The organism is Pseudomonas sp. YuFO20 (genome assembly GCF_035064975.1).
Taxonomy (GTDB): domain Bacteria; phylum Pseudomonadota; class Gammaproteobacteria; order Pseudomonadales; family Pseudomonadaceae; genus Aquipseudomonas; species Aquipseudomonas putida_AE.
On record NZ_JAXDEO010000027.1, the window covers coordinates 1 to 19,461 of the forward strand.

Annotated in this window: 14 protein-coding genes; 10 read left to right on the plus strand and 4 right to left on the minus strand. The window is 61.1% G+C overall.

The genetic code is table 11. From position 1 onward, the window contains the following. Nucleotides 1-133 precede the first annotated feature (133 nt). Nucleotides 134-1,537 (minus strand): MATE family efflux transporter, encoded by a 1,404-nt coding sequence (locus tag SOP85_RS16465; protein ID WP_274077095.1) that lies wholly within the window; start codon nucleotides 1,535-1,537, stop codon nucleotides 134-136. Between the two features lie 260 nt (nucleotides 1,538-1,797). Here SOP85_RS16465 and pdxB point away from each other — a divergent pair, with 260 nt between their 5' ends. Next, nucleotides 1,798-2,940 carry a 4-phosphoerythronate dehydrogenase PdxB gene (gene pdxB / locus SOP85_RS16470; RefSeq protein WP_323627518.1) on the plus strand — a complete coding sequence of 381 codons (1,143 nt, stop codon included), beginning with the start codon at nucleotides 1,798-1,800 and terminating at the stop codon, nucleotides 2,938-2,940. A gap of 59 nt (nucleotides 2,941-2,999) precedes the next feature. Here pdxB and SOP85_RS16475 read toward each other — a convergent pair whose 3' ends face one another. Next, a complete protein-coding gene (locus SOP85_RS16475) occupies nucleotides 3,000-3,179 on the minus strand; it encodes a PA1571 family protein (RefSeq protein WP_274077093.1) in 180 nt (59 codons plus the stop codon). A gap of 259 nt (nucleotides 3,180-3,438) precedes the next feature. Between SOP85_RS16475 and SOP85_RS16480 the strand changes: the two genes are divergently transcribed. Continuing rightward, entirely contained in the window at nucleotides 3,439-5,205 is a 1,767-nt protein-coding gene (locus SOP85_RS16480; protein WP_442967912.1) for an ABC transporter transmembrane domain-containing protein, read from the plus strand. Between the two features lie 164 nt (nucleotides 5,206-5,369). After that, nucleotides 5,370-5,828, plus strand: a complete 459-nt coding sequence (locus SOP85_RS16485; protein ID WP_323627521.1) for an REP-associated tyrosine transposase — start codon at nucleotides 5,370-5,372, stop codon at nucleotides 5,826-5,828. Between the two features lie 109 nt (nucleotides 5,829-5,937). Here SOP85_RS16485 and SOP85_RS16490 read toward each other — a convergent pair whose 3' ends face one another. Beyond that, the gene (locus SOP85_RS16490; RefSeq protein WP_323608958.1) at nucleotides 5,938-7,866 is read right to left on the minus strand and encodes a transglycosylase SLT domain-containing protein; all 1,929 of its coding nucleotides are present in this window, start codon (nucleotides 7,864-7,866) and stop codon (nucleotides 5,938-5,940) included. 213 nt (nucleotides 7,867-8,079) lie between these two features. Between SOP85_RS16490 and SOP85_RS16495 the strand changes: the two genes are divergently transcribed. Then, nucleotides 8,080-9,999 (plus strand): ATP-binding cassette domain-containing protein, encoded by a 1,920-nt coding sequence (locus SOP85_RS16495; RefSeq protein ID WP_323627522.1) that lies wholly within the window; start codon nucleotides 8,080-8,082, stop codon nucleotides 9,997-9,999. A 148-nt stretch (nucleotides 10,000-10,147) separates the two neighbouring features. Here the strand turns inward: SOP85_RS16495 and SOP85_RS16500 are convergent, their stop codons facing one another. Then, a complete protein-coding gene (locus SOP85_RS16500) occupies nucleotides 10,148-10,588 on the minus strand; it encodes a universal stress protein (RefSeq protein WP_274077089.1) in 441 nt (146 codons plus the stop codon). A gap of 104 nt (nucleotides 10,589-10,692) precedes the next feature. Here SOP85_RS16500 and SOP85_RS16505 point away from each other — a divergent pair, with 104 nt between their 5' ends. The 6 genes from SOP85_RS16505 to SOP85_RS16530 all read left to right on the plus strand — a co-directional run bounded on the left by SOP85_RS16505 (nucleotide 10,693) and on the right by SOP85_RS16530 (nucleotide 19,351). Beyond that, nucleotides 10,693-11,130 carry a hypothetical protein gene (locus SOP85_RS16505; RefSeq protein ID WP_274077088.1) on the plus strand — a complete coding sequence of 146 codons (438 nt, stop codon included), beginning with the start codon at nucleotides 10,693-10,695 and terminating at the stop codon, nucleotides 11,128-11,130. Between the two features lie 612 nt (nucleotides 11,131-11,742). Next, nucleotides 11,743-13,890 carry a fatty acid oxidation complex subunit alpha FadB gene (fadB, locus tag SOP85_RS16510; protein ID WP_274077087.1) on the plus strand — a complete coding sequence of 716 codons (2,148 nt, stop codon included), beginning with the start codon at nucleotides 11,743-11,745 and terminating at the stop codon, nucleotides 13,888-13,890. 29 nt (nucleotides 13,891-13,919) lie between these two features. Beyond that, on the plus strand, nucleotides 13,920-15,095 hold the full coding sequence (gene fadA / locus SOP85_RS16515; RefSeq protein WP_323608959.1) for an acetyl-CoA C-acyltransferase FadA: 1,176 nt from the start codon (nucleotides 13,920-13,922) through the stop codon (nucleotides 15,093-15,095). 99 nt (nucleotides 15,096-15,194) lie between these two features. Next, nucleotides 15,195-15,431, plus strand: coding sequence for a DUF1653 domain-containing protein (locus SOP85_RS16520; RefSeq protein WP_046819512.1), 237 nt, complete (start codon nucleotides 15,195-15,197; stop codon nucleotides 15,429-15,431). 114 nt (nucleotides 15,432-15,545) lie between these two features. Next, complete coding sequence (topA, locus tag SOP85_RS16525; protein WP_274077085.1) at nucleotides 15,546-18,173, plus strand: type I DNA topoisomerase; 2,628 nt, start codon at nucleotides 15,546-15,548, stop codon at nucleotides 18,171-18,173. Nucleotides 18,174-18,826: 653 nt separating this feature from the next. Then, the gene (locus tag SOP85_RS16530) at nucleotides 18,827-19,351 is read left to right on the plus strand and encodes a DUF6586 family protein (protein WP_274077084.1); all 525 of its coding nucleotides are present in this window, start codon (nucleotides 18,827-18,829) and stop codon (nucleotides 19,349-19,351) included. Nucleotides 19,352-19,461 lie beyond the last annotated feature (110 nt).

Genomic DNA, 19,461 nt, shown 5'->3' on the forward strand with positions numbered 1-19,461 from the left:
TCGCTCCTACAAGGTCAAATCCGATTGAGCCACAAAACCTTGTAGAAGCTGGCTTGCCAGCGAAGACGGCCTATCAGCCACCATCAATGTTGACGGACACACCGCCTTCGCGAGCAAGCTCGCTCCTACAAGGTCATTTCAGGCTGATACGAATACGCTTGCGCGCACTGCGCGTCAGGCGGATCGACAGCATCAGCGCCGCGCAGCTCAGGCCGACGATCAAACCCTGCCACAGCCCGCTCGGGCCGCTTGGCGTGCCGAACCAGTCGGTCAGGCCGAGGGCGTAGCCCACTGGCAGGCCGATGCCCCAGTAGGCGAACAGCGTCAGGATCATCGTCACCCGGGTGTCCTGATAGCCGCGCAACGCACCGGCCGCCGTGACCTGGATCGCATCGGAAAACTGGAACAGCGCTGAATACACGATCAACATCGCCGCCACCCGGATCACCGTCGGGTCCGCCGTGTAGATGGTTGCGATGTGCTCACGCAGCAACAGCATCAAACTCGCCGAGAGACAGGCATACGCCAGCGCCGTGCCCATGCCGACGCCCGCGGCGAAGCGCGCTTCACGGGGTTGCTCGCGCCCCAGCGCCTGGCCGACGCGCACGGTCACAGCCATGCCCAGGGAGTAGGGGATCATGAACACCAGTGAGCTGAAGTTGAGGGCAATCTGGTGTCCGGCGACCACGGTGGCGCCGAGGCTGCCGATCAGCAGGGCGATCACTGCGAAGATGCTCGACTCAGCGAACACGGCGATGCCGATCGGCAGGCCGATGCCCAGCAGGCGCTTGATCACCGACCATTGCGGCCAGTCGAAACGGCTGAACAGCTGGCTCGACTGATACGCTGGCGCCCAGCGCTCCCAGCCGGCCATGCCCAGGGCCATCACCCACATCACGATCGCCGTGGCCCAGCCGCAACCGACGCCGCCCATGGCCGGCACGCCGAAGTGGCCATAGATGAACACGTAGTTCAGCGGAATGTTCAGCGCCAGGCCGCACAGGCCCAGGACCATCGCCGGACGGGTGCGCCCCAGGCCGTCACTGAAGCAGCGCAGCACATGGTAGATAGCGACCGCCGGCAGGCCACTGGCGATGCCGTGCAGGTACTGCATGCAGGGGCCGATCAGTTCGGGATCGACCTTCATCACGCGCAAGACCGGTTCGGCGCCCAGCAGCAGGCCAGTGGCGATCAGGCCCACCACCAGGGCCAGCCACAGCGCCTGGCGCACGATCGGACCGATCTCGCTGTGGGTGCCGGCACCGAAGCGCTGGGCGACTTTCGGCGTGGTGGCCAGCAACGTGCCGGTCATCAGCAGGAACACCGGCACCCAGATCGAGTTGCCCAGCGCCACCGCCGCCAGGTCGCGCGGTCCGACCCGGCCGGCCATCACCGCATCGACGAAGCCCATCGCCGTGGTGGCCAGTTGCGCGATCATGATCGGCAAGGCCAGGCCGAGCAGGTTTTTCAGCTCCAGGCGGACCCGGGCGGGGCGGGAGAGGGAAGGGCTGGTGGTGTGGTCGGTCACGGAGTTCAAGGGCAAAACGTCCAAATATGTTGGCTGCGCGGGTGCGCATTCTACAGATTGACGCAGCGGTCAGGAAAAGACTGTGTTGGGGATTTGTAATCCTGTGGGAGCGAGCTTGCTCGCGATGGAGGTCAACGATGACGAGGGCTGCCTGAATAAACGCGGCGTTCTCAGGTTTTTCGCGAGCAAGCTCGCTCCTACAGGGGCATCGATGCTAGGCGCAACACGTCAACTACGCCTACACTGCCGATCCGCCAAAGGAGCCTGACATGCTGATTGTTGCCGACGAAAATATCCCCCTGCTAGACGCCTTCTTCGAACATTTCGGTGAAATCCGCCGGGTGCCGGGGCGCTCCATCGACCGCGCCACGGTCGAGCAGGCCGATGTGTTGCTGGTGCGCTCGGTCACCCGCGTCGACCGTGCGTTGCTGGAAGGCAGCAAGGTGCGCTTCGTCGGCACCTGCACCATCGGCACCGATCATCTGGACCTGGATTACTTTCAGCAGGCCGGCATCACCTGGTCCAGCGCGCCGGGCTGCAACGCCCGGGGCGTGGTCGACTACGTGCTTGGCAGCCTGCTGACACTGGCTGAAATCGAAGGCGCCGACCTGACTCAACGCACTTACGGTGTTGTGGGGGCTGGTGAGGTGGGTGGACGATTGGTCAAGGTCCTGCAGGGCCTGGGCTGGAAGGTGCTGGTCTGCGATCCGCCACGCCAGGCCGCTGAAGGGGGCGATTACGTCAGCCTTGAGCAGATCATCGAGCAGTGCGATGTGATCAGTCTGCACACACCATTGACCCGGCAGGGCACCCAGCCGACCTGGCATCTGCTCGATGAAAAACGCTTGAACCAGCTCAAGCCCGGCACCTGGCTGATCAACGCCAGCCGTGGCCCGGTGGTGGACAATCGCGCCTTGCGCCAGGTGCTGCTGCAGCGCGAAGACCTGCAGGCGGTACTCGATGTCTGGGAGGCCGAGCCCGAAGTCGACGTGGCCTTGGCCGAACTCTGCGTGCTGGCCACGCCGCACATTGCCGGCTACAGCCTCGATGGCAAGCAACGCGGCACGGCGCAGATCTATCAGGCGTACTGCGAGTTCCTCGGGCAAGCGCCCCAGGTCAGCCTGACCGACTTGCTGCCAGCCCCGTGGCTGTCGCAGGTGACGTTGAGTGCGGACACCGACCCGGCCTGGGCCCTGGCGATGTTGTGCCGCGGGGTGTACGACCCGCGCCGTGACGACGCGGATTTTCGCCGCAGCCTTGTGGGCAGTGTGAGTGAGCAGCGTACGGCGTTCGATGGGCTGCGCAAAAACTACCCCTCGCGGCGCGAGATCGACGGGTTGCAGGTGCGCATCGATGGGGATGCACCGGCGTTGCAGCAGATCGTGGCGGCCCTTGGCGCGACGGCTATCTGAAAATCGGGTAATAAAAAACCCGGCCCAAATGGGCCGGGTCAATGAAGACGGTGGCTACATCACTCTTGTTCGGCAGGCTTGACCAATCGCTTCTCCAGTTCGCTGCACGCGTGCTGGATCATGTTTTCAGTGATCGGTACTTCGCGGCCCTGTTCATCGATTATCGAGCACCCCAGAGACTGGTCTGGCTGCGTGCGGATCACTTCAATCTTGTCATCGCTGCGTTGTTGCAAGGACATGGCCTGTCTCCTCATCAGGTTGTGTGCCTAGATTAAAACCATCAGGTGACCAGGCTGTGACAACTCCCTGCGATCGCTCCTGAACGGCATCGCCAGTCGACCAGAAATATCCCGACATGGCTACCGCAACTTTAGACCAATAGCGTCTAGGCACTAGACTTCACGGTCATAATTAACCTGACTCATTCTGATTCAACAGGTTCCACCCTCGGGTCGGTGTACGCTGATCCTGTCAATTACTGCGTTGTGGATGATGCAAATGCTCACTGTTCGTCACCGTCGTGCGATTCGCCTGGCCAGTCGTTTCATCGCGCCTTATCGCTGGCACGCGCTGGGTGCCCTGTTCGCGCTGGTCGTCACGGCGGGCATTACCTTGTCCATGGGGCAGGGCATTCGCCTGTTGGTGGATCAAGGGTTCATGACCCAGTCGCCGCATCTGCTCAACCAGTCCATCGGCTTGTTCATGCTGCTGGTGATCGGCCTGGCGGTCGGCACCTTCGCCAGGTTTTACCTGGTGTCGTGGATCGGCGAGCGCTGCGTCGCCGACATCCGTCGCCGGGTGTTCAATCATCTGGTCTACCTGCACCCGGGGTTCTACGAGGACAACCGCAGCTCCGAGATCCAGTCGCGGCTGACCGCCGATACCACGCTGCTGCAATCGGTGATCGGCTCTTCCCTGTCGCTGTTCCTGCGCAATTTGCTGATGGTGATCGGCGGGATCGTCCTGCTGTTTGTCACCAATCCCAAGCTCACCAGCATCGTGGTGATTGCCTTGCCGTTGGTGATTGCGCCGATCCTGATTTTCGGCCGGCGGGTGCGCAGCCTGTCGCGCCTGAGCCAGGACCGGATTGCCGATATCGGCAGCTATGTGTCCGAGACCCTGGGCCAGATCAAGACCGTGCAGGCCTACAACCACCAGGCCCAGGACGAGCAGCGTTTCGCCGTTACCGTGGAGGAGGCGTTCGACACGGCGCGCAAGCGCATCTTCCAGAGGGCCTGGCTGATTACCCTGGTGATCGTGCTGGTATTGGGCGCCGTCGGCGTGATGCTTTGGGTCGGCGGCATGGACGTGATTGCCGGGCGGATTTCCGCGGGTGAGCTGGCGGCGTTCGTTTTCTACAGCCTGATCGTCGGCAGTGCGTTCGGCACCTTGAGTGAGGTGATCGGCGAGTTGCAGCGCGCGGCGGGCGCGGCAGAGCGGATCGCCGAGTTGCTGCGGGCGCAGAACATCATCCAGCCACCGACCACGGGCCTGGTGACCTTGCCCGAGCGGGTGCGGGGCGACCTGGTGTTGCAGGATGTGCGCTTTTGCTACCCCTCACGCCCCGAAAGCTACGCCGTCGATGGCCTGAGCCTGAGCATCCAGGCCGGGGAGACCCTGGCGTTGGTCGGGCCGTCCGGGGCCGGTAAATCGACGGTGTATGACCTGCTATTGCGCTTTTACGACCCCGCCGAAGGCCGCATCCTGCTCGATGGTGTGCCCCTGACCCAACTCGATCCCCTGGACCTGCGGCGCTGCTTCGCCCTGGTCTCGCAAACCCCGGCGCTGTTTTACGGCAGCATCGAAGATAACCTGCGCTACGGCAACCCGACCGCGACTTCGGAGGAGGTTCGAGAAGCGGCAAAAATCGCCTACGCACACGACTTCATCGAAGCCATGCCCAACGGCTACCAGACCCACCTGGGCGACGGCGGCCTGGGCTTGTCCGGCGGCCAGCGCCAGCGCCTGGCCATCGCCCGCGCGCTGCTGGTAGATGCACCCATCCTGCTCCTGGACGAAGCCACCAGCGCCCTCGACGCCCAAAGCGAACACCTGATCCAGCAGGCATTACCGAGCCTGATGAAAAACCGCACCACCCTGGTCATCGCCCACCGCCTGGCCACGGTCAAAAACGCCGATCGTATTGCGGTGATGGATCAAGGGAAGCTGGTGGCGGTGGGGACGCACCAGTCGCTGATTGCGAACAATGCGTTGTATGCGCGGTTAGCGGCGTTGCAGTTCAGTGATGGGCATGAGGCTGCGTGAATCGCCGCTGCTGAATTCTGCAAGGCGGCATTCAGTGAGCTGGCGACCGACCTAGTAACCGACCTAGTAACGGCGCTCTGAAATATGCAGAAATCGCGCAGATCAGCGGCCTCACATCAGTGGGCTAACCTTGCGGAATCAGCATATTCAGGGAGGGCGACGGAATGCCCATCGCCGCAAAAGGGTGTCGCCTGCGCAAGTCCAGATTTTCTGAACAGGGTCGCCTCTATCTGCTGACGGCAGTCACTCATCAGCGCCAGCCGGTGTTCGCTGACTGGCGCTTGGGTCGTTTGTTGGTGGATCAACTGCGCTGCGCTGATGAAAGCTCGGCGATTACTTCCATGGCCTGGGTCGTGATGCCGGATCATCTGCATTGGCTGATTGAATTGAAACACGGGACGCTGGCGGAGTTGATGTGTCGCATCAAGTCCAGAAGCAGTCGTTCGATCAATATGGTGCGCGGTGAGCAGCAGCGATTGTGGCAGCGGGGGTATTACGATCGAGCGTTACGGCATGATGAGGATATCAAGGGGGCGGCGCGGTATATCGTCATGAATCCGTTGCGGGCGGGATTGGTTTCCAGGGTTGGCGATTATCCCTTGTGGGATGCCATCTGGATTTGAGGATCACATTCAAAAGATCGCAGCCTGCGGCAGCTCCTACAGTGGGGCGGGTGTACACCCTGTAGGAGCTGCCGCAGGCTGCGATCTTTTGATCTTGTATCAACGGATCTCACTGATCGTCGAAATACCGCTCATGCCAATCCACCAGCGGTTGCGGTGAGTTGAGTTTCTGGCCGTAGATCACAGAATACGACAGCACGTTCTGCACGTACTGGCGGGTTTCGTCGAATGGGATGCTTTCCACCCAGACGTCGAAGCTCAGATGGTCCGCACCGCGCAGCCACTGGCGCACGCGGCCCGGGCCGGCGTTGTAGGCGGCGGAGGCGAGGACGCGGTTGCCGTTGAACTGGCTGTGGACCTGGCTCAGGTAGGCCGCGCCGAGCTGGATGTTCTTGTCCGGGTTGAATACTTGCTGCGGCGAGGCCAGCGGAATGCTGAACTTGCGTGCGGTTTCCTTGGCCGTTCCCGGCATCAATTGCATCAGGCCGCTGGCACCGACACTGGAGCGGGCGTCGTCCATGAAGGCGCTTTCCTGGCGGGTGATGGCAAATACCCAGCTGGGGTGCAGGCCGCGGATCTTCGCTTCGCGGACCAGGGTTTCGCGGTGGGCCATCGGGAAACGAATGTCCAGGTCGTCCCAATACTGCGCCTGGCTGATGGTGCGAATCGCCGGGAAATACCATTTCAGGTCGTAGGCCAGTTTGGCCTGGGCGACCATTTCGTCGCGACTGAAGTGGCGGCTGACGTGATACCACTCGCGACGACCGTCGACGATCTGCCCGCGGGCATGGAACTCCAGGGCGCGACGAATGCCGGGGGTGTTGCGCACCTTGTTCATCAGCGCCTGGCTGAACACCAGCGGTTTGTTGTTCAGCGAATAGGGCGACTGTGAACGGTCGGCGGCGAGGAAGCCATAGAAATCGCGCTCGCGGGCCAGGCTCTTGTAGAGGGTTTGCGCTTCGGGGTTCTGCGGTTGCGCCAGTTCCAGGCTGCGGGCCTGCCAGTAGCGCCAGCGGTTGGCGGTGGCCAGGTCCTGGGGCAGGCGGCGCGTCAGCTGGTAGGCATCGTCCCAGCGCGCCAGGCGCAGCAGCAAGCGCATGCGCCATTCAGACACCGTGTTGTCGCGCAGCTCCGGGTCGTACCTGGTCATCATGTCCAGCGCACGGCTGTCGAAGCGTTTCGCGAGGGTCAGGCCGATTTCCCGGGCGATCGCCACTTTTTCGTCGCGGGAGAAGTGCATGCTGCTGGCATAACCGTCGAGCAGGCTCATGGCCCGGTCCGGGTCCTGGCGGGCCAGACGGCGCAGGCCGAGGCTGACCACGTCGGACATCGGTTCGTCGGCCGGGGTGAAGCGCGACGGCGAATTGAGCAGCTCCGGTTTCTGTGCCACATCGATCAGCAGGCGACCACGGGGGGCGAGGGTGGTCAAGCCATTGACCAGGCTGTTGGCCAGTGGGTAGTTGCGCGCCTGGGCGGCAAGCTTGGTGCGTTCCCAGCGCTTCTGCTCGGTGAGCTGGCCTTCGGCGGCCCACATGCCGAACAGCGCGTCACACGCCGCCGGTTGCGTCTTGCCGGTCAGCCAGAGTTTGTTGGCGTTGGCGTAGCCTTCGGTCTTCTGGTTGTGGCTGATCTGGTACTGCGCGTTCAGGCAGTCCAGTTCGGTGAAATTCATCTTGGGGTCGTAATATTTGACGAACGTCGCCCAATCGCCGCGTTCGGCCAGCCAGCGCAACCAGCGCAGCTTCATCCAGTTGGCCTGGGGCAGGTCACCGTGCTCGGCGAGGAACTTCTCGATCTCGGCATTGCTCGCGGTCTTCAGGCGCGCGGTCAGCTCGTCGTAGGCCAGGTAGGGTTCCAGCGGGTAGTCGGCCAGGGCCTGGCTGTAACGGAAATACGGGCCGGTGTCGCCCTTGGCCAGGGCGCGCTTGGCTTCATCGTAGTACTGGCGTTGGGTGGACAGGTCCACCGCCTGGACGGATTGAACGGCAGCGGCAGAAAGTAGAAAACAGGACAAAAGATTGAAAAGGCGACTGCGCATGAGACGTCCGGACAGAAAAAACATGACAAGTGCTGGCGACGCCCGCACTGAATTATTCGTAGCTTAGCCTTTTGCCAGCAATGGGCGAAAGCTTTGCCGGGCTGTCTGCATCAGTTCGCAACATTTGTTGTGCAGAGTGCTACCAAGGTGAAAATGCCGGCCTGCTAGGGTCCCGTTTCAGGTAGAATGCGCGCCCGGTTTTTGGAGAAGCTCATGACCCTGCTCAAATTCAGCGATGTGTCCCTTGCTTTCGGCGCTATGCCGTTGTTGGACAAGGTGTCCTGGCAGATCGCCCGTGGAGAGCGGGTGTGCATCATCGGCCGCAACGGCACTGGCAAGTCCAGCATGATGAAGCTCGTCAAGGGCGACCAGAAGCCCGATGACGGCTCGGTTTGGCGCGCACCCGGGCTCAAGATTGGCGAATTGCCGCAAGAATTGCCGGTAGCCGACGAGCGGACAGTGTTCGACGTGGTTGCCGAAGGCCTGGACGGTGTCGGCGCGTTGCTCGCCGAGTATCACCACCTGAGCCAGAACTGCGTCACCGATGCCGACCTGGACAAGCTGATGCACGTCCAGCACGACCTCGAAGCCCGCGACGGCTGGCGTTTGCAGACCCTGGTCGACAGCACCCTGAGTCGCCTGCAGTTGCCGGCCGACAAGACCCTCGCCGAATTGTCCGGTGGCTGGCGTCGTCGTGTGCTGCTGGCCCAGGCCCTGGTGTCCGAGCCGGACCTTTTGCTGCTGGACGAACCGACCAACCACCTGGACATCGGTGCCATCGCCTGGCTGGAAGAAGCGCTGAAGGATTTCCAGGGCGCCGTGCTTTTCATCACGCACGACCGTTCTTTCCTGCAGAACCTGGCGACCCGCATCCTCGAACTGGACCGCGGTGGCCTGATCGACTGGAACGGCGATTACGCCAGTTTCCTGGTGCATAAAGAAGCCGAGCTGGCCGCCGAAGCCACCGCCAACGCGCTGTTCGACAAGCGCCTGGCCCAGGAAGAAGTGTGGATTCGCCAGGGCATCAAGGCCCGTCGTACCCGTAACGAAGGTCGCGTCCGCGCCCTCAAGGCCCTGCGCGTCGAGCGCAGCGAGCGTCGTGAGCGCACCGGCAAGGCCAACATCCAGCTGGAAACCGCCGACAAGTCCGGCAAGCAGGTGATGGTGCTCGAGAACGTGAGCTTTGCTCACCCGGGCGGCCCGTTCCTGATCAAGGATTTCTCGATGGTGCTGCAGCGCGGCGACCGCATCGGTCTGCTCGGCGCCAACGGTACCGGCAAGACCACCCTGCTCAAGCTGATGCTCAGTGGCCTGCAGCCCACCAGCGGCAAGGTGGAAGAGGGCACCCGGATCGACGTCGCCTACTTCGACCAGTTGCGCCACCAGTTGGACCTGGAAAAGACCGTGATCGACAACGTCGCCGAAGGTCGCGACTTCATCGATATCGACGGCCAGAGCCGCCATGTGCTGAGCTACCTCGGCGACTTCCTGTTCAGCCCGCAGCGTGCCCGCACGCCGGTCAAGGCGCTGTCCGGTGGCGAGCGTGCCCGTCTGTTGCTGGCCAAGCTGTTCAGCAAGCCGGCGAACCTGCTGGTACTCGATGAACCGACCAACGACCTCGACGTGGAAACCCTCGAGCTGCTCGAAGAGGTCTTGCTGACCTTCAACGGCACCGTGCTGATGGTCAGCCACGACCGGGCATTCCTCGACAACGTGGTGACCAGCACCCTGGTGTTCGAAGGTGAAGGTCTGGTTCGCGAATACGTCGGTGGTTACCAGGACTGGCTGCGCCAGGGTGGTTCACCGCGCCTGCTGGGCGTGACCGAGAGCAAGTCCGGCAAGGCCGACCTGAACTCCGCCGTGGTCAAGGCCGAGCCTGCGCCTGTGGCGGCCGCCGTCGAGGCGCCGGTGGCGAAGAAGAAGCTCAGCTACAAGCTGCAGCGTGAGCTGGAAGCGTTGCCGGGGCAGATCGAAGCCATGGAACAGCAGATCGCTGCCGTCGAGGCGCAGATGGCCGATGCCGGCTTCTACCTGCGTCCGGCTGCGGAAACCGCTGCGGTGATCGCCCAGCTGGCGCAGTTGCAGGCTGAACTCGACATCATGGTCGAGCGCTGGGCCGAACTGGATGCCTGATTGATCCTGTAACAAAAAAAGCCCGACCTCGGTAATGCGAGTGTCGGGCTTTTTGTAGGAGCTGCCGAAGGCTGCGATCTTTTGATCTTGTTTTTAAACATCAAAGTCAAAAGATCGCAGCCTGCGGCAGCTCCTACACGGGTTTGCTTTAGCTTTTGTTTTGCAGGCGCACTGCCAGCACATCGCAAGGCGCGCCGTGCAGGACGTCGTTGGCGGTGGAGCCCAGCAGCAGTGCCAGGCCATGGCGGCCGTGACTGCCGACCACGATCATGTCGCACCCTTGCTCCTTGGCCAAGTGGTGAATCTCCTGGCGTGGCTGGCCGTAGGTCAGGTGGCTGTATTCCCTGGAGAGCTCAGGGTATTTCAGGATCAAACGATCGAGACGCTCCTTGGCCTGGTCGAACTGCTGCTGTTGCAGTTGTGACAGGTCCATTGGCACATCGCCACCAAAGGCCATGGCCATTGGCTCGACGATATGCACCAGGGACAATTTCGCCCCATTGCTCACCGACAGCTCGCGAGCACGGTGGATGACAGGGTCGCACTCTTCGGTCAGATCTACAGCGACCAGGATGTGGTTGTAGGGCATGAGGTGCTCCTCCTGAGGATTGCAATATTGGTAAGTATGGCTGGTTTCAAGCGCATTGGTTCCAAAGTGACTCAATGTGCTCATCAAGAATCGGGAGTACAGATATGACGGTCTGGATAGTGGTGTCAATCCTGCTGGTGGTGCTCAGTCCGCTGGCATGGCTGCGACCCTCGCGCCATCAGAGCGGTCGCATGGCCCTGCGCATGGAGGCGCGACGCATTGGCCTGGCCATGCAGCTGGCGCCACAGGAGTGGCCGCACTGGCTCGCCCAGGAGCCGCCAAACCCCTGTGCGCAGTACCATCGACCACGCCGGGGCAATCAGCCGGCGTGCTGGAGCTACTGGCAAAAATCACCGGGGCTGTGGGTCAACCAGTGGCAGGAGCCCTGCGAAGATCCCGCGCTGCTCAATCATTTCGAAAAATTGCCGGCCAACGTCTACAAGGTCGAGGCCGACAAGCAAATGATCACCCTGTATTGGGGCGAGAAGGGCGAGGCCGAGGTCCTGCAGCACATCGACGCCACCCTCAAAGCCCTCGCCTGAACCCCCACCCTTGTAGGAGCTGGCTTGCCAGCGATGGACGTCAACGATGACGTTTGAAACCTGACACCCCGCGGCGTTCTCAGGTCCATCGCGAGCAAGCTCGCTCCTACAAGGGTTTTTTGCGGGCAATAAAAAGCCCGACAACTTCATCGGGCGGGGGTGGCCAGGCAGGCCGGTAATTTTGTGTGGGCTGATCTTACGCTGGGCATTCGCCAAAAGCGTTCACTTTTTTCGCCAGTCCCGCCAGCGTAGCCCGTTAAACATAGGCTGCCGTGAATTAGGGCGAATTTTCTAATGATTGATCCTATGAATGGTTGTGCATACCTGTGCGTATTGCAGGTGCTGGCAGTACGGATATGACCGCAAAGTCGCATTTCAACCCGCATTTTGGGCGATTGACAATTGTCGGAAATTCCGTGAAGGTGACGTACCCAAATCAAACGGGCGTATGAATTGAGCGTTTGTCCGACAAAACGCTCCTACAGAATCCCGACTATCGCGTTGGCGGGTGTGACGGGTGGATAGGCGTAGCATCGACGATTGACGTCCCTGCCAGCCATCCGCCTGCGTCCGACGTGTACTGTTCAGCTTCCATATCGTGGAGATCAGTTGATGATTTACGAAGGTAAAGCCATCACGGTTAAGGCTCTTGAAAGTGGCATCGTCGAACTGAAGTTCGACCTCAAGGGTGAGTCCGTCAACAAGTTCAACCGTCTAACCCTGAACGAACTGCGTCAGGCCGTAGACGCCATCAAGGCAGATGCGTCGATCAAGGGTGTGATCGTCAGCAGTGGCAAGGACGTGTTCATCGTCGGTGCCGACATCACCGAATTCGTCGACAACTTCAAGCTGCCGGATGCAGAGCTTGTGGCTGGCAACCTCGAAGCCAACAAGATTTTCAGCGATTTCGAAGACCTCAACGTCCCGACTGTCGCCGCGATCAATGGCATCGCGTTGGGCGGCGGTCTGGAAATGTGCCTGGCGGCGGACTACCGCGTCATGTCGACCAAGGCCAAGATCGGTCTGCCGGAAGTCAAGCTGGGCATCTACCCGGGCTTCGGCGGCACCGTGCGCCTGCCGCGCCTGATCGGTACCGACAACGCCATCGAGTGGATTGCCGCCGGCAAGGAAAATCGTCCTGAAGACGCGCTGAAAGTGGGCGCCGTCGATGCCGTGGTTGCTCCTGAGAAGCTGCAGGATGCCGCACTGGAACTGATCAAGCGCGCCATTTCCGGCGAGTTCGACTTCAAGGCCAAGCGCCAGCCGAAGCTTGAAAAGCTCAAGCTGAACGCGATCGAACAAATGATGGCTTTCGAAACCGCCAAGGGTTTCGTGGCCGGCCAGGCTGGCCCGAACTACCCGGCCCCGGTCGAAGCGATCAAGACCATCCAGAAAGCCGCGAACTTCGGTCGTGACAAGGCCCTGGAAATCGAAGCCGCCGGTTTCGTCAAGCTGGCCAAGACCTCGGCAGCACAGAGCCTGATCGGCCTGTTCCTGAACGATCAGGAACTGAAGAAAAAGGCCAAGGCCTACGATGAAATCGCCAAGGACGTGAAGCAGGCCGCTGTACTGGGCGCCGGCATCATGGGTGGCGGTATCGCCTATCAGTCGGCGTCCAAAGGCACGCCGATCCTGATGAAGGACATCAACGAGCACGGTATCGAGCAGGGTCTGGCCGAAGCCGCCAAACTGCTGGTTGGCCGCGTTGATAAAGGCCGCATGACCGCCGCGAAAATGGCTGAAGTGCTCAACGGCATTCGTCCGACCCTGTCCTACGGTGATTTCGGTCACGTCGACCTGGTGGTTGAAGCTGTCGTCGAGAACCCCAAGGTCAAGCAAGCCGTACTGGCTGAAGTCGAAGACAAGGTCAAGGAGGACACCATCCTGGCGTCCAACACCTCGACCATTTCCATCACCTTGCTGGCCAAGGCCCTCAAGCGTCCGGAAAACTTCGTCGGCATGCACTTCTTCAACCCGGTGCACATGATGCCGCTGGTGGAAGTGATCCGTGGCGAGAAGTCCAGCGAGCTGGCGGTTGCCACTACCGTTGCCTACGCCAAGAAAATGGGCAAGAACCCGATCGTGGTCAACGACTGCCCGGGCTTTTTGGTCAACCGTGTGCTGTTCCCGTACTTCGGCGGTTTCGCCAAGCTGGTCAGCGCCGGTGTGGACTTCGTCCGTATCGACAAGGTCATGGAAAAATTCGGCTGGCCAATGGGCCCGGCGTACCTGATGGACGTGGTCGGCATCGACACCGGTCACCACGGTCGCGACGTGATGGCTGAAGGCTTCCCGGACCGCATGAAGGATGACCGTCGCTCGGCCGTGGACGTGCTCTACGAAGCCAAGCGCCTGGGCCAGAAGAACGGCAAGGGCTTCTATGCCTACGAGACCGACAAGCGCGGCAAGCAGAAGAAAGTCGCCGATCCGTCGGTGCTGGAAGTGCTCAAGCCGATCGTCTTCGAACAGCGCGAAGTCACCGACGAAGACATCATCAACTGGATGATGATCCCGCTGTGCCTGGAAACCGTGCGTTGCCTGGAAGACGGCATTGTCGAAACCGCCGCCGAAGCCGACATGGGTCTGGTCTACGGTATCGGTTTCCCTCCATTCCGTGGCGGTGCGCTGCGCTACATCGACTCGATCGGTGTTGCCCAGTTCGTTGCCCTGGCTGACCAGTACGCTGATTTGGGCGCGCTGTACCACCCGACCGCGAAGCTGCGCGAAATGGCCAAGAACGGCCAGAGCTTCTTCGGTTAAGCGCCCCCAACTAGAGTGAGAGTGAACTTATGAGCTTGAATCCTAGAGACGTCGTGATTGTCGACTTCGGTCGTACTCCGATGGGCCGCTCCAAGGGCGGCATGCACCGCAACACCCGCGCCGAAGACATGTCGGCGCACCTGATCAGCAAATTGCTGGAACGCAACGTCAAGGTCGACCCGAGCGAAGTCGAGGACGTGATCTGGGGCTGTGTGAACCAGACTCTGGAGCAGGGCTGGAACATCGCGCGCATGGCGTCGCTGATGACCCAGATCCCGCACACCTCGGCCGGCCAGACCGTCAGCCGCCTGTGTGGCTCGTCGATGAGTGCCCTGCACACCGCCGCGCAAGCGATCATGACCGGCAACGGTGACGTTTTCGTGGTGGGTGGCGTCGAGCATATGGGCCACGTGAGCATGATGCACGGTGTCGATCCGAACCCGCATATGTCGCTGTACGCGGCAAAAGCTTCGGGCATGATGGGCCTGACCGCGGAAATGCTGGGCAAGATGCACGGCATCACTCGCGAACAGCAGGACGCCTTTGGCGTGCGCTCCCACCAGCTCGCCCACAAGGCGACCGTGGAAGGCAAGTTCAAGGACGAAATCATCCCGATGCAGGGCTACGACGAGAACGGTTTCCTGAAAACCTTCGACTACGACGAAACCATTCGTCCGGAAACCACCCTGGAAAGCCTGGCGGCGTTGAAGCCTGCTTTCAACCCGAAGGGCGGCACCGTGACAGCCGGTACCTCGTCGCAGATCACCGATGGCGCCTCGTGCATGATCGTGATGTCGGCGCAGCGTGCACAGGACCTGGGCATCCAGCCGATGGCGGTGATCCGCTCGATGGCCGTGGCAGGTGTGGATCCGGCGATCATGGGCTATGGTCCAGTACCGGCCACACAGAAAGCACTGAAGCGTGCGGGTCTGAGCATCTCTGACATCGACTACTTCGAGCTCAACGAAGCTTTCGCCGCACAGGCCCTGCCAGTGCTGAAAGATCTGAAAGTGCTCGACAAGATGAATGAGAAGGTTAACCTGCACGGCGGCGCGATCGCCCTGGGTCACCCGTTCGGTTGCTCCGGTGCGCGAATCTCCGGCACTTTGCTCAATGTGATGAAGCAAAATGGCGGCAACCTTGGGGTAGCCACCATGTGCATTGGTCTCGGCCAAGGCATCTCCACCGTCTTCGAACGCGTTTAAACGTTGCGTTGACGGAAGCCGGGGCCCAGTGCCCCGGTTTTTGTTTTTGTGGATTTTTTTATTTTTTTATTTTGAACGGATTTCAGTGAGGGCCGAAGCATGCCGATACAACCTGGGCTCTATCAACATTACAAAGGTCCGCAGTACCGTGTGTTCAGTGTCGCGCGGCATTCGGAAACCGAGGAAGAAGTGGTCTTCTACCAAGCCCTGTATGGCGATTACGGCTTTTGGGTACGCCCCTTGAGCATGTTCCTGGAGTCCGTCGAAGTTGACGGCGAACAGGTGCCACGCTTTGCTTTGGTGCAAGCCGAACCGAGCGTTTTTCCGAAGCCGTAAGGGCAGGGCGCGCAGAACCCTGCGCTTGACCTCACCTTGTAGCCACTATATATAGCGGTGCCGCGTCAGGCGCCAACCGCCTTTCACTTCTAGAATTCAGGAATTTTCTGATCCATGGGCAAATCGCTGGTCATTGTGGAATCCCCGGCTAAGGCCAAGACCATCAACAAGTATTTGGGCAACGAATACGTGGTGAAGTCGAGTATCGGCCATATCCGAGACCTGCCCACCAGCGGTTCGGCTAGCGCCAGCAAAGAGCCAGCCGCCAAGCGCGGCAAGGCTGCTGCGGGTGAAGCGCCGGCCTTGTCGCCGAAAGAAAAGGCGCGCAAGCAGCTGGTCGCTCGCATGGGCGTCGATCCCGATCATGGCTGGAAAGCCAAGTACGAGATCCTTCCGGGCAAGGAAAAGGTCATCGAAGAGCTGCGCCGGCTCGCCAAGGATGCTGACACCATCTATCTCGCAACCGACTTGGATCGCGAGGGGGAAGCCATTGCCTGGCACCTGCGCGAAGCCATCGGTGGTGACGACACCCGCTACAAGCGCGTGGTGTTCAACGAAATCACCAAGAAGGCGATCCAGGAAGCCTTCTCCCAGCCAGGCGAGCTGGACATCGATCGTGTCAACGCCCAGCAGGCGCGTCGTTTCCTCGACCGCGTGGTGGGTTACATGGTCTCGCCGCTGCTGTGGGCCAAGATCGCCCGTGGCCTGTCCGCCGGTCGCGTGCAATCGGTTGCCGTGAAGCTGGTGGTGGAGCGTGAGCGTGAGATCCGCGCGTTCATCCCGGAAGAGTACTGGGAAGTCCACGCCGACCTCGGCACCGCCAAGGGCGCGACCGTGCGTTTCGACGTCGCTCGCGAGAAGGGCGAAGCTTTCAAGCCGCTCAACGAAGCCCAGGCCATGGCCGCGCTGGAGAAGCTCAAGGCTTCCAGCTACAGCATCGTCAAGCGCGAAGACAAACCGACCAGCAGCAAGCCGTCGGCGCCGTTCATCACGTCCACCCTGCAGCAGGCCGCGAGCAACCGCCTGGGCTTTGGCGTGAAGAAGACCATGATGATGGCCCAGCGTTTGTACGAAGCTGGCTACATCACGTACATGCGTACCGACTCGACCAACCTCTCGGTCGATGCCGTGGCGATGGCGCGTACCTATATTGAAGGCGAATTCGGCAAGAAGTACCTGCCGGAAACCCCGAACGTCTACAGCAGCAAGGAAGGCGCACAAGAGGCTCACGAAGCGATTCGTCCCTCCGACGCCAACACTGAGCCAAGCAAGCTGTCGGGCATGGAGCGTGACGCTGAGCGCCTCTACGAGCTGATCTGGCGCCAGTTCCTCGCCTGCCAGATGCTGCCGGCGCAATACCTGTCGACCACGGTCACCGTCGGTGCCGGCGACTTCGAGCTGCGCGCCAAGGGTCGCATCCTCAAGTTCGACGGCTACACCCGCGTGATGCCGCAAATTGCCAAGCCGGGCGACGACGACGTGCTGCCGGACATGGCCCAGGGCGACGCGATGAAGCTGATCAAGCTTGATCCGACCCAGCACTTCACCAAGCCGCCGGCGCGTTACTCGGAAGCCAGCCTGGTTAAAGAAATGGAAAAACGCGGCATCGGTCGTCCTTCGACTTATGCGGCAATCATTTCGACCATCCAGGACCGCGGCTACGTGGCGCTGCACAACCGTCGCTTCTATTCGGAAAAAATGGGCGACATCGTCACCGAGCGCCTGGCCGAAAGCTTCTCCAACCTGATGGACTACGGCTTCACCGCCGGCATGGAAGAGCACCTCGATGACGTGGCCCAGGGCGAACGCGACTGGAAAAACGTGCTCGACGAGTTCTACGGCGACTTCAAGAAGAAGCTCGAAGTGGCCGAAAGCCCGGACGGCGGCATGCGGGCCAACCAGCCGGTGATGACCGACATTCCGTGCACCACGTGCGGGCGTCCGATGCAGATCCGTACCGCATCGACCGGTGTTTTCCTCGGTTGCTCGGGTTACAGCCTGCCGCCGAAAGAACGCTGCAAGGCGACCGTCAACCTGGTGCCGGGCGACGAAATCGCCGCGGACGACGAGGGTGAATCGGAATCCCTGGTACTGCGTGGCAAGCACCGCTGCCCGATCTGCAGCACGGCGATGGACGCCTACCTGCTGGACGAGAAGCGCAAGCTGCACATCTGCGGCAACAACCCGGATTGCGCCGGCTACGAAATCGAAGAGGGCACCTATCGCATCAAGGGCTATGAAGGCCCGAGCCTGGAATGCGACAAGTGCGGCAGCGAGATGCAGCTCAAGACCGGCCGTTTCGGCAAGTTCTTCGGTTGCACCAACCCGACCTGCAAGAACACCCGCAAACTGCTGAAAAGCGGTGATGCGGCGCCGCCGAAGATGGACCCGGTGAAGATGCCTGAGCTGAAATGCGAAAAGGTCAACGACACCTACATCCTGCGCGACGGTGCCTCGGGCCTGTTCCTGGCCGCCAGCCAGTTTCCGAAAAACCGCGAGACCCGTGCGCCGCTGGTGATCGAGATTTTGCCGCACAAGGATGAGATCGATCCGAAGTACCACTTCCTTTGCGAAGCGCCGAAGAAAGATCCGGATGGCCTGCCTGCCGTGATCCGCTACAGCCGCAAGACCAAGGAGCAGTACGTGCAGACCGAAGTCGACGGCAAGCCGACTGGCTGGAAAGCGTTCTACGACGGTGGCAAGTGGAAGGTCGAGGACAAGCGACCGGCTGCGAAGGCGTAAAAGCCTCTCCACAGAAAAAGCCGCATGACGACCTTCGGGTTTTCATGCGGCTTTTTTGTTTGTGCAGGGTGCCTGCTCTCCGGCGCAGGGCCTTACACCCGACCGATCTCCCACGGTTATACCCAATCCACTGTAGGAGCTGGCTTGTCGGGTCGCCGCATCGCAGCGAAGGCGGCCATATAGCCGACCAATCACTTGCGGCTGTACCCGATCCACTGTGGGAGCCGGCTTGCTCGCGATGGAGGTCAGCGATGATGCGGGGATCCTGACACCCCGCGGTGCTCTCAGGTTTTTCGCGAGCAATCGAGCGTCGACCGGCTGCTCCTACAGGGCCCACTGCGCAGAACCTCCACTCGGCCTCTCGATGTGGCAAGAAAATCAAAAGCCAGATCAAAAGCCAAAACCAAAGCGAGGCGGCCTCCCGGCCGGCCTGATCGGGAGCCGTACGCATTTACCTGTAGGAGCCGGCTTGCTGCGGGCGGCGTTCCGACGATGGCGCCGGCAAGTCGGAACGCAGCACCGCTGGCTCCTACGGGGAGATTTATTGGGCCGGTATCTGCTTCAGGATTAGACAATGCTTGCGGCAAAGGGAGTTGATCCACGACACTGTCTGACCTGCGTGAAGCAATTATTTCGTTGTGGAGGCTGCCGTCATGGCCCACGAGCTCTATACCCGTACCAACCAGAAGATTTATTTCGCCGGCTTGTCGCTGGAAGCGCTCGCCAAGGCCGAAGAGGGGCGGGCGATGAATTCCCTGGCGCTGATTCAGGCGGGGCGAGAATCGGCGTTATTTCACCTGTATGGTGCCTTGCTGGGGTTGTGTCACGAGATTGCCGGCTTCTATCGTTTGCCCCAAGCCAATGCCTCCCGGGCCGAATCCTTGCTGACTCGTGAAGTGCTGGAAAGCATCGCAATTCCGGAAATGGCCGAGATGGTCGAGCTGGCCAACAACCCGGAAACCTGGCTGGCCAAACTGTTGGCTGCCCATGCCGCGTTGTTTCAGCCGCCACGGGCGCCGCACAAGCCCAAGGGTGATGTGACGCAGCCGTTGATCCTGGCAGTCAACCTGGATGAAGAAGAGGCACCTCAGGAGCTGGGCCGTGAGGAGCTTGAGAGTTGGCGGCAGAACTTGAAAAGCCTGGCCGTCCGTTTTCGCGAAGGCTTGAACGAGTGCTGAGGGAGTGAAGGGTGCAGCGAACGACCCACAGGGTTGTTTGCTCTGCCCCTGAGCTGATTTCGCGATGGCATCTGGTCAAGATCCCGAGCGAAGCCTGGCCGATGCCTATA